Genomic DNA, 13,720 nt, shown 5'->3' with positions numbered 1-13,720 from the left:
GATGAGTATCTTTTTGCACCAGTTAATTAGTGACACCGCCAAAAAAACACCAAATCAAACAGCACTTAGCTTTAAAAACCAACAAGTCTCTTATCAGCAGCTCGACCAGAAAGTGCAAGCATGCCGCCAAGGAATGTGTGCACTTCAGCTGCCACCTTTAACACGTATTGCAGTTTTCTTACCTAAAACCATTGATGCAGTAGTGGCTATTTTTGGTGCCAGTGCCGCTGGCTTTACTTTTGTGCCGATTAATCATGTTTTAAAGCCACCGCAAGTCGAACACATTATTACCGACTGTGAGGTCAAAGTATTAATCACCAATAAACAGCGTTGGAAGCAGCTACTTGATGCAGGGATCAACATTCAACCTTTAACAACCGTCGTGTTAACTGACCTGCCACCCGATGAATCTCAACACGGATTATTATCTTGGCAAACACTACAATCTCATTCAACCAGCCATATTACCGCCCCGGTCACTGGCAATGACATGGTAGCCATACTCTATACATCAGGAAGCACCGGCGCTGCGAAAGGGGTCGTATTATCTCATCAAAATATCCTGTGTGGTGCTCGAAGTGTCGCCCAATACTTAGAAAATAGCCAAGACGATGTGATCTTAGCGCTATTACCATTAAGTTTCGATTATGGCTTAAGCCAACTCACTACTGCTTTTTATGTCGGAGCTCATTGTGTCTTAATGGATTACCTATTGCCCAATGATGTTATTCAGGTCATCCAAAATTACCGTGTCACTGGCTTAGCTGGTGTTCCGCCACTCTGGGCCCAGCTAATGAAAGCCAATTGGCCTAAGGGAAGTGACTCTTCTTTACGTTACTGGACAAACTCTGGCGGCGCGATGCCTGAAGCTTTATTATTAAAACTTAGAACGACATTTAAACAAGCCTCCCCTTACCTGATGTATGGGTTAACCGAAGCCTTTAGATCAACCTACTTACCCCCAGAGTTAATCGACACTCATCAGAACTCCATTGGTAAAGCAATTCCTAATGCCGAAGTGATGGTGATTAATGAACAAGGTAAAATAGCAAAAGACGGCGAGTTGGGAGAGCTGGTTCACCGAGGACCGCTGGTCAGTTTAGGCTACTGGAACGCTCCCGAAAAAACCCACGCTCGCTTTAAACAAATCAATAGTAACCACGCATTGTCATTACCAGAATATGCTGTATTTTCAGGGGATTGGGTCCATCGTGACCGCGATGGTTTTATGTATTTCGTTGGCCGGAAAGATGACATGATAAAATCATCTGGTTATCGGATAAGCCCCAGTGAAATAGAAGAGGTTATTTATAAGCACCCATTGATTATTGAAGCCGCAGCTCTTGGCGTACCTCACCCTGAACTCGGTCAAGGACTCATCATCATTTACAAATCAGTCGATGATGAAAATATTGATTCACAGTTAGTAAAAGACTGTAAAGGATCCTTAGCTAATTTTATGCAGCCCCTTCACTACATTCAATTACACGAGCTAGCGCATAATGCTAACGGTAAAATTGATCGAGCACGACTAAGCAAAGAGTATATGCAACTTTTCACTCAGGATGAGCTATGACCGTCACACATGATTTTAATACTATATTATCCCGATTCTCTCTATCAGCGTCACAATTAACGATGGGGGGACTGACAATGAGTCAAATTGAAAACATTGTAGGCGATAATGCTTTTTACGCTTACGATAAACACATAATCGCTCAGACTATTGAGCAATTAAAGCAGCAGCTGCCCAATCAGATAAAATTACACTATGCAATAAAAGCAAACCCTTACCTCCCCTTACTTCACTTTATCGCGCCATTAGTCGATGGACTCGATGTTGCATCTCAGGGCGAGCTAATGAAAGCTATTCAGACGACCACGCCAAACCACAACATCAGTTTTGCCGGGCCTGGTAAAAGAGACCCAGAATTACTGAGTGCCATCACCTCCGGCGTGATCATTAATGTTGAGTCACCAACAGAGCTATTACGTATTGAGAAACTAGCCTTAACCCAACACAACATTGCACAAGTCGCTTTACGCGTAAACCCCGCCTTTGAGCTAAAAGCCTCTGGAATGAAGATGACTGGTGGTGCTAAACCCTTTGGCATAGACAGTGAGAAAATTACAAAACTAATTGATTATATTGATAATTCAGCCATGGAATTTCGGGGATTACACATATTCAGTGGTTCACAAAACTTAAACCCCGAAGCACTGATTGAAGCTCATAACAAAACATTTGAGCTTGCTAACGAGTTATTATCACAGCGAATTAAACAGTCTAAGATCTCGATCAATATCGGTGGAGGTTTTGGAATCCCCTATTTTCCAGGAGAGTCAGAACTTAACATTAGTGGTATTTGTGATAATTTAAATCTATTACTCAATCAATATAAAAAATTGTGTCAAAATAATGAAATAGTCATGGAACTTGGTCGCTATCTGGTGGCAAGTTCTGGCGTTTACGTTAGTAAAGTTATCGATATAAAAGAATCACGAGGGACTAAGTATATTGTCACTAATGGCGGCCTACATCATCATCTATCTAATTCCGGGAATTTTGGTCAAGTTATTCGAAAAAACTATCCGGTCGCTGTCGCCAACCAACTTGAGAATACACCAACAGAAACTGTTAACATTGTTGGTCCATTATGCACGCCATTGGATATCATCGCTCATAAAGTCAAGCTTCCCAGTATCGTTATCGGTGATCATATCGTTGTGTTTCAATCAGGAGCCTACGGCGCAACAGCAAGCCCACAACAATTTTTAGGTCATCCCAAAGTCAATGAAATACTTCTTTAAGGGACTATTGCTTATTCTTTTCAGCTTGGATAGCTAACGAACGTGAAATATTATCACTTAGACGCTTAAACCCAGGAGATAGCCCCTCTAAAAACTCTTCAGGGCTTAAGTGATAAGGAGCTCTTTTTCCGTGGTAGTCGACGACAGGGCCAATTCTAGTAAAATTAATTCCTAGCATTTTTAAGCTACGGGCTAAACGTGGCTCCATCATTACAAAAGCATGCTCAATGCCCATTCTTTTTACCGTGTGACACGCACAAATGTATAAACCGACCGCAATAAATGGAAAACAACGCATCTCAGATTCTGAATACAGCTCTTCATTAAAAGCACCCGTTGCAGCCCCTTCAAACTTATCAGAGTTTCTTCGTCTAAATTGTTTTGGAACCGCTAGACGCGAAACTTCACAAATGCTTTCTCGACTATAATTTTTAGGCGTGAGTACCTCGTCCGTAATCGAGTCCTCGCAATACTTCTCTAGTGGTAATAACTGCTCACTATCTTTAGGACAAACAATGCGAACACAACCAGCAAAATTTTCCGTTGTACGATGCTGAACCATACAAAACTCTGAAAATGCGTCAAACTCGTCCACTTCCATTTTTTGTTCATTCTCAGGCTCAAACTTTAGCTCTTCACAATACACGTCATAGCGAATATGGTGAACCGCATTTCTAAGCTCTTGATCTGTTACCAAAATACTATTCAAGAATTGATCAAAGTGTTCAGCAATAACGATCGATTCTTTATTCACGCGATAATTCACATAGTATTTAACAAGTGGCTTTATTATCGGCAAATTTAATAATTTAGACTTTGGCATTTTCATTTCGTACTCCTCGACAATTATTAGCCGATATTATTTATGATATCGATTCTTATTAAGCTTATTATTTCTTTCAGGTAAATTACAAGCTTTGCCTCATAGAGTTCGATAGACAATTAGTCTTGCTTATTCAACCGATAATTTTATGGCAAAAGCTAAATTCGCGATAATAGTTCCGTTCGTTTCTCTTGTTGCTCAGGTAAATCAGGTGAAACTGCATTTAATAACCGCTTTGATTTAGCTTTATTACCCATTAGCAAATACAGCTCAGCGTTGTGTAGAGTGATATCAATGTCATTAGGTTCTAATAGCAATGCTTTTTGTAAACTCTGTTCGGCTTGTTTATATTTAGACAACTTCAATAAAATCATGCCATGCGTATCCAATATTTGGGCGTTTTCAGCATTGATTGTCAGTGCTTTTTGAGCATATTTTAAGGCGTTATCAAAATCATCGATCATCAATAAATGCCATGCCATATTGTTTAATACAACAGCGTTTTCTGGATACTGAGCTAATAGTTTTTCATAAACCTCTGTTGCTCGCTTATCACCGGACGCAGAATAAGCCGAAGCTAGGTGAGTGTAAAGCACTGAATGCTTTGGATTTGATTTTAAATGACTTTCCAAAAAATCAATAGCGACCTTATGCTGCTTAGTCATTAAATATGATGCAGCAATCGACGTTGCTATACGTAGCGATGGCTTGTCTTGATAAACTGGCGTTAACTTCAAGATGGCACCATGATAGTTTTTTTCTTTAAAGGCTAACTCCCCAGCAATCGTGCTGTAATCACTACTGGAAAAATCTATTTTATTTAATAATGAAAATGCCTTTCTTGCTTTAGCAAGTTGGTTATTGAGTATTAAAAAATTAACTTCTAATAACTGGAGTTTTTTAAGGTATGCAAACTTATCTTGCGCCTGTCCAATGACGAGTAAGCCCTGATCATATATCTTCATTCTCTCGGTCATAGCAATTTGCTTAAGCATCGGGATTGGTGATTGAGGGTTAATCGAAGCCCACTTTTCGAACACTTTTAACGCTTCTCCTTCACTTCCCGTTTTTGCTAATAAATCACCCAATGTGTTCCAATATTTTTCTGAAAGCTCTGGGCGTTGTTGTATTTCTTCTAATAGCTTAATGCCTTCAAGTGGCTTGCCTTCGCTCGCATAAATAACCGCTCTTTCAACAACGAGTTCTTCACTTTGATGTGTTCCTTGGTAAGCACTCTTAAACACTTCCCTTGCTTTCGCTGAGTCATTAGTTTTAAGAAAAATAACTTTAGCTTTGGTTGATAATAAAGTGTAATTATCAGCAGCCAGCGCTAATGCTCTATCGATAAAAGAAAGAGATTGATCATATTCTTTTTCCTGCGCTTTTAATTTAGCCAAGTTAAGTAAAGCCCCTACACTTTCAGGGTTACCTTTTAATATATGAGAGAACTCTAATTCAGCTTGGCTATAATCTTTTTTGTTAATCGCTGCTATCCCAGCCATGATCCAACCATCATGTTTATCCGCTAACCCTTTTTTTAAACGTAAAGCGAGAGCATCAAGCTCATTCACTCTACCAAGTCGAATATACTGTGTTGTTAATATCGGGCTAACAGTGGATGTGAAGTTACGATCAAAGACAATTTTTTCTAACTCAATCAATCCTGATTGATCATTTAACCTTAACAGGGCCTCTCCTTTTGCTAATTTTATTTTTGAACGCTGAGGTTGTACTTTTTCAGCTTCTTCTAGAATAGTTAGTGTCGTCCTATAGTCCTGAGCTGCTTTAAACTCATTGGCAGCGAATAAAAATAGATCAACATTCTTTTCATCAATAGTTCCTGCCAACTTAAGTAATTTAGATGCATGTACAATATTGCCTAATTTGATGTTATTTATCGCAAGCATAATGATAGGCAAGGTACGCCCAGCTAACTTTTTCTCTATGCGATTAAGGCGTTTATAAGACTCATCAAAGTCACTTAACCTAAAAGCTGACATTCCAGCGAGTAAATTGGCCATATAATGTTTAGGTGTTCTATTTAATGTAGCCTTAGCAAAGTCGAGTGACTCTGTGAAATTCTCGCGATCAAACTCTATTTTAGCCATCATTAAACTAGCCATAGGTTGTAATGGAAAGCGTTCCAAAACATCTTGAAGAATAGCAAGGGAGGCTTCAACATCATTAATGTTTAATAGCGTTTCGGCGAGCAAAAGCTTAACGTAATCAACTTTATACTGCTCAATCGTTAAGTAGTGACGGTATTGCTCAATGGCGGTCTCAAAGTCTTCTTCTGCTTGAGTCATTATGCCGTAAAACAACACCGCCTCAGGCATATTCGGGTAAGTGTCTAGTAATTGCTTAATTTGCACTTTAGCTTGCTGTTTATCCGCCTTTAGGTGGCTGACAACCGCTTGTGATAACATCCCGTATGGATCACTACGATCTAAAGATGTGGCATTGGTATATTCTTCGATGGCTTTTTCATTATCTTCTAACGCAATGTAGGATTGCCCTCGCAGATAATATGCTTTAACCATTTTATCACTACTTAGCGACGCCGCTAACAATGGTAGATCCAATAATTCTTCATGCTCATTTAAATAGCTCAGCACTGTTGCATAAGGCACTATAGCATCACGACGTCCATCCGTGATTCTCATCGCGAGTTTCAATTCTTTCTTAGCTGCAAGTAACTCATTGTCATTGAGGTAAATATTACCTAAATTGAGACGGGCAGTTAGGTTGTTTGGCTCAAGTTTAAGTACATTCTTATACTCGATTATCGCTGAATTTAGCTCTCCTTGTTGCTCAAAATTAACTGCTGCTGTTAAGTATTGTTCGGCGGTCTTGTCATCACCACAAGCCATTAGGGTTAACGACATTAGTAACGTAACTATAATTTTTCGTTTCATTGTAATTCCTTTTAAAATACACAATTATCTTTAGAGGCGCTTGCCTTACAACGAACATGGCTAAGTTGCTCAAGTGTGATATCAATCACCCTCTGTCGCCATTCAACACTAGCAAAGGTATGGTTTGCTACCGGAACCTCATTAAGAACGATCTTCTCTGAACGGTAAACCAACTGGTTCCAACTAGAATCCTTACCAATCAACTGTTTAAACTCATCTGCGGTAATATCATTACCACTAAAAATAAAGCAGACCTTGCCACTAAACGCCTTTAATCCTAGCTGCATATAGTGAACATAGTTCTCCTTAAGAAAAACCACACCACTTTCTCTTTTAATCGATGCTTTCCCTGCCCCCCTCATGACTATTAACGATTGAATCAGTTCTTTTATGGCCGTAAACACGTTAACATCTAACTTGAACAATCGCTGCCAAAATGACTTACTAAGTATTTTATTCCAATAATAATTCTTTACTCTTGTTTCAGCTTGGAGCTGCTCTGTACGCACCCAAGGGTTGAGTAAAATAAGTAAATTAATCTGAGGGGATTGCCTACAAAACTGATGCAACAAAATCGCACTGGCTGCGTCACAAAGCCCCCACAGTGCCACATCATTAACCAATGGGCAGTTGGACTTAAATGTATTAATAGCAGCCTCTATATCTTGTTCAGCATCTAGGAAATTAGCTTCACTCCCTTCACTATCTCCCATCCCTTGATAATCAAACCGCATGACGTGATAACCAGCAGCCATCAGCGCCCTAGCCAATAAGACAAATTGACGATTACTCCCAACACGAGTTTGAGGGCCGCCGACCACAATTAAAACGCCTTGATGTGTATCACCAGCCCCCGTGTGAATAATCCCATTAAGCCACTGGCCTTTACTTTGAAAGACCACAGGGAACTCACTCATCATTCATACCAAGGTTTACTATTGTGGCATCAATCAATGGTTGATTAATGACAATCTCTTGAGTCTTCCAAAAAGTTTCCCCTTGAATAAACTCGACAGACAAAGCATTTTCGGATTGCTGCCAACGGTTAATAAGTCTCTGACTCATAGGGGAGAAAGTCGCCTGTGGCGCATTACCAATTTCAAACCAGCTCAGATTTAAATTTGGGGGAAGTTGTTCTAAGTTGAAAAAGTTTAAGTGTTCAAAGTCATTAATCAGTTGATGTGATAAAACGTAGCCACACACATCAAGAGTGTCATGTACTTTCAACTCTTGGAAAAGGTCTGTCATACTTAGCTTAGTTCCAGTTAACATCGACGACATAAGCTTCAATCGTAAGAACTGATTAATAAATTGTGAACCGTTGAACACAGGTTGCCAAAACAGGAGTTTTACATCCTTTGAAATGAAGTTCTTAAGATAAGCATCAAGTGTAATCAAAGCCCCTGTACGAATGCCTAACAATGAGATAGAGCTATGCGGATATTGCTCTTTGGCAAAAGACACTAAGTGACTAATATTGTACTGCCACATATTAATGGTCGCAGTTTCAAGATCACCTTCACTATCTCCCGTACCATATAAGTCAACAATATGTACAGCCACACCGTGGTGCACTTTTTCAATAAGCTCCGCCGCAAAGCGCGTCACCATATGGCGACTCTTATTCATCTCTTCAGCAAACGGCATAATCACAATTATGCAACTTGTGATCACTTTTTTTGATTCAAAACCAGTAAGCAATAAACGGCTGTCTAAGCTGTCAAAAAAGCGCATCGATGCTTTCATTATCTGTTAACACCTTGTTTGTACAAACGAGGTTAGGGTGCCGACTGTTTCAAAGACCTCAGCGTTGATATCATCATCATCAATGATTAAGCCAAAGTCCTCTTCAAGCTGAGTAATAACAGTCACCACCGCCATTGAATCAAATTCAGCAATAGCACCGAGTAACTCCGTGTCACCATCCCAATCAGAAGTGTCACTAATTTGTAAGCAACTCTTTAGCAGTACAATAACCTCATTGAGCATACACCCTCCATAGATATCTTATATACCATCATCAACATTCACTTAGATTCTTAATCTTTAATCAATTTAAGTTTAGATGAGATTTTGAATTCTGTTGACTGAGATTGGCAATTTTTTGACACTACTAAATAGGACTATATAGAAAAGAAGGGGGAATCTTGAAATTAGGACAAAAAAAAACCACTTGAAAATTCAAGTGGTTTTTTGACTATCTAAAAGTAACTGAAATTATTCAGCAACGATCTCGATAGTAACAGTCGCGTCAACTTCAGAGTGAAGGTGAACAACGATTTCGAATTCGCCAGTGTGACGTAGTGCGCCTTCAGAAAGACGAACTTCACTTTTAGCTAGCTCAACACCAGCAGCAGTAACTGCATCAGCAATATCGCGAGTACCGATAGAACCGAATAATTTACCTTCTTCGCCAGCTGAAGAAGTGATAACAACGTTTTCTAACGCGTTAACTTTCTCAGCACGTGCTTGTGCGTTTGCAAGGTCAGCAGCTAATTTAGCTTCTAACTCAGCGCGACGCTCTTCGAACTTAGCGATGTTTTCTTTGCTTGCGAATACAGCTTTACCTTGCGGTAAAAGGTAGTTACGTGCGAAACCAGACTTAACTGAAACGTTATCACCTAAACCACCAAGCTTAGCAATTTTATCAAGTAGAATAACTTGCATTACCTATCTCCTAAAAATTCAATAACCGACTTACTGGTGTAAGTCTGTGTATGGAAGTAAAGCTAGGTAACGAGCGCGCTTGATTGCAACACCAAGCTGACGCTGATATTTAGCGCGAGTACCAGTAATACGACTAGGAACAATTTTACCACTTTCAGTGATATAATTTTTCAAAGTAGCGATATCTTTATAATCTATTTGTGCAACACCTTCAGCGGTGAAGCGACAGAACTTACGACGTCTAAAAAAACGTGCCATGGAGAGTTCTCCTAATTCATCAATTCAATCGAATGAGCATGTAATACTATTTTTGGCGAGCTATTTCGGCCTTGATGCCAGACAAGATAACCACTTGCCTTAATATTACTGCCCTTTACCAACTTTTCAGCGGTAACTTGCATATCTTGCCCACTAATTACAACGGTCATTCTGCAATATATTCCGCGAGGAAATCCTGCTTCAATCTGTTGTGAGCGGTGGTCCATCACTATATAAGTGTGTGGAATACCTGCGGGGCTGACCTTTTTTCTCGGGCTAGAACACAATGTGCCACTAATTACCGTTGAATTTTCAGTCATCAATAGTCAAATTACTCTGCAGCTGGTTGCTCAGTAGTAGCTTCGCTAGCTGGTGCTTCGCGACGCTTGCTTTCACGACGTTCTTCTTTTGCTTTAGCAATGTCAGAAGCTTCAGTGATTGCACCTTTAGTACGAAGTACTAGGCTACGAATTACTGCATCGTTGTAACGGAAGTTATGCTCTAACTCATCCATTACTTCTTGACCAGCTTCAACGTTCAAAAGAACGTAGTGTGCTTTGTGCAGTTTTTCGATTGGGTATGCTAATTGACGACGGCCCCAATCTTCTAAACGGTGAATTTCACCACCAGAATCTTTGATAGAAGCAGTGTAACGCTCAATCATTGCAGGTACTTGTTCACTCTGATCAGGGTGAACCATAAATACGATTTCGTAATGACGCATTTATATTTCCTTACGGTTTATTAGCCCGTACATGGCTCGGCTAGACCAGTATGAGGGCAAGGAACTATTGATAGCCGAATTTGGACGCGAATTATAGATGAATAACTAGTCAAGAGCAATGGTAAACGCCCTGATTATTCAACCTTTCGCCAATAAAAAAGGATATCGTGAGCGATATCCTTTTTTTAACTCTGTCATTGCTTGTTATTTACACAAGCCCGCGTTGACGCACTACTTCAAATAAGCAAATACCGGTCGTAACTGACACATTTAAACTCGACACACTACCAGCCATTGGCAGTGACACTAACGTATCACAATGCTCGCGAGTCAAACGGCGCATACCGCTGCCTTCTGCCCCCATCACAATTGCAATAGGTCCCGTTAGCTTAGTCTCATATAACGCTTGAGTTGCTTCACCTGCCGTGCCGTAAACCCAAATGCCTTGCTGCTGAATCTCACGCATAGTACGCGCTAAATTAGTCACTTGAATTAATGGCATCGTTTCAGCGGCACCACAAGCCACTTTACGAACCACAGGGGTTAATGACGCGGCGTTATCTTTAGGCACGATAACCGCATGGACACCCGCAGCATCAGCACTACGGATACAAGCGCCTAAGTTATGTGGGTCGGTTACGCCATCGAGGATCAGCAAAAAAGGCTGCTCATTATTGGCAATAATTTCATCAAGATCCGCTTCATTTTTAACGCGCGCCGCACGAGCATTAGCCATAATACCTTGATGTGACTCACCATCGGCACGGTCTTCTAACTTTTTCTTCGCCACAAAAGCAACACTGACACCGTGTTTACGGGCCAAGCTGATTACTTTATTCATTCGATCATCATCACGCCCTTTTAGCGCGAAAATTTCTAGAATGCGCTCAGGCTCATTGTTTAAAACCGCTTCAATGCTATGAAGACCAAATAATAAATCGTGCTTACTCATTTAACTTCTATACCTTAATTGTTCTTTTTGTCACGCGCATTTTTACCAGGGCGTGACTTGGTGTTACTTGGTTTGCTCGCGCCAGACTTGCTGTGCGATTTCTTTTGATCGCGCTTGCCCGACGAGCGTTTATTTGGCTTATCCGAACCAGACTTATCACTGCCTACGGGAGGCTTGCTACGACTTGAACGGCGTTTTTTCGGTTTAAACGAACTAAGCGTTAAATCAATTTTCTTATCATCAAGATTGACAGAGGCCACTTTAACTTCAATGCGATCGCCCATGTGATAGGTTACATTACTGTGCTCAGCGACTAAGCGAGCCTTAACCGGGTCAAAGTGATAATAATCTTCATCAAGGGCGCTAATATGCAGTAACCCTTCGATATTGATGTCATCTAAACGCACAAAACAACCAAAGCTAGTCACCGTACTAATCGTACCTGAAAACGTATCACCGACATGATCGAGCATATATTCACACTTTAACCAATCAGCCACATCACGCGTTGCATCATCGGCGCGTCGCTCGGTCATTGAACAATGATCACCTAGGTTACTAACTTGCTCGTTCTCATAACGATAAGCACCAATTTTCTTGCCGTAGTCTTGATCAAGTTTCTTAAGTTTGATCAGTAACGACTTAATCGTACGATGCAAGATCAAATCAGGGTAACGACGAATTGGCGACGTAAAGTGACTATAATTATCTAGCGCTAGACCAAAGTGGCCATCATCTTCAGGTGCATATACCGCTTGTTTCATTGAACGTAATAACATGATCTGAATCAGCTCGCTGTCATCACGGTCTTTTACTTTTTCTAACAGCTCAGCATAATCAGCAGGGGTTGGTTTATCACCACCGCCTAGAGAAAGGCCTAATTCACCTAAGAATGCTCTGAAATTAGTGAGCTTTTCATCACCCGGCGTGTCATGGACACGGAACAACGCAACGCCACTATGCTTTTCAACAAACTTAGCTGAGGCAACATTGGCTAAGATCATGCACTCTTCAATCATCTTATGCGCATCGTTACGCACCAGCGGAACAATTTTATCGATCTTACGGTTTTCATTGAATACAAATTGCGTTTCTGATGTTTCAAATGCAATTGCACCACGGGCTAAACGTTTGTCGTTTAATGCCGTGTAAAGTTTATGAAGCTCTTTAATATCACCTAGCACAGGAGCGTATTCTTCACATAACGCTTTATCACCTTCTAACATCGCAGCAACTTTATTATAAGTTAACCGAGCGTGAGAGTTCATTAACGCGGGATAGAATTTATAGCCTGACAAGTTACCCGCTTCACTGATGGTCATTTCACAAACCATACATAAACGGTCAACCTTTGGGTTTAATGAACATAAGCCATTTGACAGGATCTCTGGCAACATTGGAATAACATTAGCCGGGAAATATACCGAGTTACCGCGCTCTAACGCTTCGGTATCTAGCGCTGTACCCATTTTTACGTAGCTACTGACATCAGCAATCGCAACCCATAGACGCCAGCCGCCGCTTTTCTTGCGCTGACAATAAACCGCATCATCAAAGTCTCGAGCATCTTCGCCATCAATAGTAATTAACGGTAAATCACGTAAATCAACACGTCCTTCTTTGGCGCTTTCTGGAACCTCTTCACCTAAGTCTGCGATTTCAGCAGCAACAGCATCAGAGAACTCATGCGGGAGGTCATGGTTACGCAGGGCAATATCGATCTCCATGCCAGGATCCATTTCATCACCCATAATTTGGCTAATTTCACCTAACGGGCTTTGATGACGCGTTGGGCGCTTGGTTATTTTTACAATAACAACCTGACCATTACGCGCACCATTAACACATTCAGGCGGAATAATAATATCTTGGGCAATACGCGCTTCATCAGGCACTACAAATGAAATGTCACCATCAACAAAAAAGCGACCCACGTATTCCGCCTTTCCAAACTCAACGACACGAACAATGCGTGCATCACGTTTACCGCGACCAAAAGTGCTGTGCTGAGCTAAAACTACATCACCGTGAAATACGGTATGCATTTGTTTTTGGTCAACAAACAGATCCTTGCCACCATCATCAGGGCGGAAGAAGCCAAAACCATCACGGTGACCTAAGATTTTTCCACGCATTAAATCCATACGCTCTGGTAAGCCGTAGCTACCATTACGGATATAAACCGCTTGGCCATCACGTTCCATCGCACGCAAGCGACGACGTAAGCCTTCTAAGGGATCAGGTTCAGTGATTGAGAATGCTGCAGCAATCTGCTCACGCTTTAACGGGGCATCAGATTGTTTGAGTAATTCGAGGATTGACTCGCGGCTAGCGATAGGGTTTTCGTAGTTTTGCTTCTCGCGCTCAAAATGGGGATCTTGATCGACAGTAAATTTTTTGGACATTAATAAGCGTCATATTTGAATAATTGCCGCTAGTATAACAGAGATAAAGCGCGCTGCCTAAAAATGAATCATTAGATTGATAGCAACTCCAATAGTGAACAAATTAATCTCATTACAAGCCCCCATCGAAAGCAACACACAATCTAAAAAGTCGAATAAAAATAC

13 protein-coding genes are annotated in these 13,720 nt (G+C 40.9%); 2 read left to right on the top strand and 11 right to left on the bottom strand.

Going from position 1 to position 13,720, the window contains the following annotated elements:
* Nucleotide 1 precedes the first annotated feature (1 nt).
* Both Q8W26_RS09105 and Q8W26_RS09100 read left to right on the top strand, forming a co-directional pair.
* Nucleotides 2-1,576, top strand: coding sequence for an acyl-CoA ligase (AMP-forming), exosortase A system-associated (locus Q8W26_RS09105; protein ID WP_101215807.1), 1,575 nt, complete (start codon nucleotides 2-4; stop codon nucleotides 1,574-1,576).
* Nucleotides 1,573-2,811 (top strand): pyridoxal-dependent decarboxylase, exosortase A system-associated, encoded by a 1,239-nt coding sequence (locus Q8W26_RS09100; protein ID WP_101215806.1) that lies wholly within the window; start codon nucleotides 1,573-1,575, stop codon nucleotides 2,809-2,811. The genes Q8W26_RS09105 and Q8W26_RS09100 overlap by 4 nt, the downstream gene beginning before the upstream one ends.
* A gap of 4 nt (nucleotides 2,812-2,815) precedes the next feature.
* On the opposite strand, the gene Q8W26_RS09095 is transcribed toward Q8W26_RS09100, so the two are convergent.
* From Q8W26_RS09095 to rnr, 11 genes are all read right to left on the bottom strand, one after another.
* Nucleotides 2,816-3,640, bottom strand: coding sequence for a PEP-CTERM/exosortase system-associated acyltransferase (locus Q8W26_RS09095; RefSeq protein ID WP_101215805.1), 825 nt, complete (start codon nucleotides 3,638-3,640; stop codon nucleotides 2,816-2,818).
* A 152-nt stretch (nucleotides 3,641-3,792) separates the two neighbouring features.
* Complete coding sequence (gene prsT, locus Q8W26_RS09090; RefSeq protein ID WP_101215804.1) at nucleotides 3,793-6,549, bottom strand: XrtA/PEP-CTERM system TPR-repeat protein PrsT; 2,757 nt, start codon at nucleotides 6,547-6,549, stop codon at nucleotides 3,793-3,795.
* Nucleotides 6,550-6,560: 11 nt separating this feature from the next.
* Entirely contained in the window at nucleotides 6,561-7,469 is a 909-nt protein-coding gene (locus Q8W26_RS09085) for a hydrolase 1, exosortase A system-associated (protein ID WP_101215803.1), read from the bottom strand.
* On the bottom strand, nucleotides 7,459-8,295 hold the full coding sequence (locus Q8W26_RS09080; RefSeq protein WP_101215802.1) for a hydrolase 2, exosortase A system-associated: 837 nt from the start codon (nucleotides 8,293-8,295) through the stop codon (nucleotides 7,459-7,461). The genes Q8W26_RS09085 and Q8W26_RS09080 overlap by 11 nt, the downstream gene beginning before the upstream one ends.
* Nucleotides 8,296-8,301: 6 nt before the next feature.
* The gene (locus tag Q8W26_RS09075) at nucleotides 8,302-8,538 is read right to left on the bottom strand and encodes a phosphopantetheine-binding protein (protein WP_101215801.1); all 237 of its coding nucleotides are present in this window, start codon (nucleotides 8,536-8,538) and stop codon (nucleotides 8,302-8,304) included.
* 228 nt (nucleotides 8,539-8,766) lie between these two features.
* Entirely contained in the window at nucleotides 8,767-9,216 is a 450-nt protein-coding gene (rplI, locus tag Q8W26_RS09070) for a 50S ribosomal protein L9 (RefSeq protein ID WP_101215800.1), read from the bottom strand.
* Nucleotides 9,217-9,246: 30 nt separating this feature from the next.
* Nucleotides 9,247-9,474 (bottom strand): 30S ribosomal protein S18, encoded by a 228-nt coding sequence (gene rpsR, locus Q8W26_RS09065; protein WP_101215799.1) that lies wholly within the window; start codon nucleotides 9,472-9,474, stop codon nucleotides 9,247-9,249.
* Between the two features lie 11 nt (nucleotides 9,475-9,485).
* Nucleotides 9,486-9,794: a primosomal replication protein N gene (gene priB / locus Q8W26_RS09060; protein ID WP_101215798.1), complete on the bottom strand. Its 309-nt coding sequence runs from the start codon at nucleotides 9,792-9,794 to the stop codon at nucleotides 9,486-9,488.
* 11 nt (nucleotides 9,795-9,805) lie between these two features.
* Nucleotides 9,806-10,198, bottom strand: a complete 393-nt coding sequence (gene rpsF / locus Q8W26_RS09055; RefSeq protein WP_101215797.1) for a 30S ribosomal protein S6 — start codon at nucleotides 10,196-10,198, stop codon at nucleotides 9,806-9,808.
* 208 nt (nucleotides 10,199-10,406) lie between these two features.
* Entirely contained in the window at nucleotides 10,407-11,150 is a 744-nt protein-coding gene (rlmB, locus tag Q8W26_RS09050; RefSeq protein ID WP_101215796.1) for a 23S rRNA (guanosine(2251)-2'-O)-methyltransferase RlmB, read from the bottom strand.
* A 14-nt stretch (nucleotides 11,151-11,164) separates the two neighbouring features.
* The gene (gene rnr, locus Q8W26_RS09045) at nucleotides 11,165-13,555 is read right to left on the bottom strand and encodes a ribonuclease R (protein ID WP_101215795.1); all 2,391 of its coding nucleotides are present in this window, start codon (nucleotides 13,553-13,555) and stop codon (nucleotides 11,165-11,167) included.
* Nucleotides 13,556-13,720: the final 165 nt, after the last annotated feature.

The sequence above is a fragment of the Psychrobium sp. 1_MG-2023 genome, from assembly GCF_030689115.1.
Lineage (GTDB): Bacteria > Pseudomonadota > Gammaproteobacteria > Enterobacterales > Psychrobiaceae > Psychrobium.
Note: the sequence above shows the minus strand (reverse complement) of the source record. Positions and strands in the feature narration are given on the sequence as shown.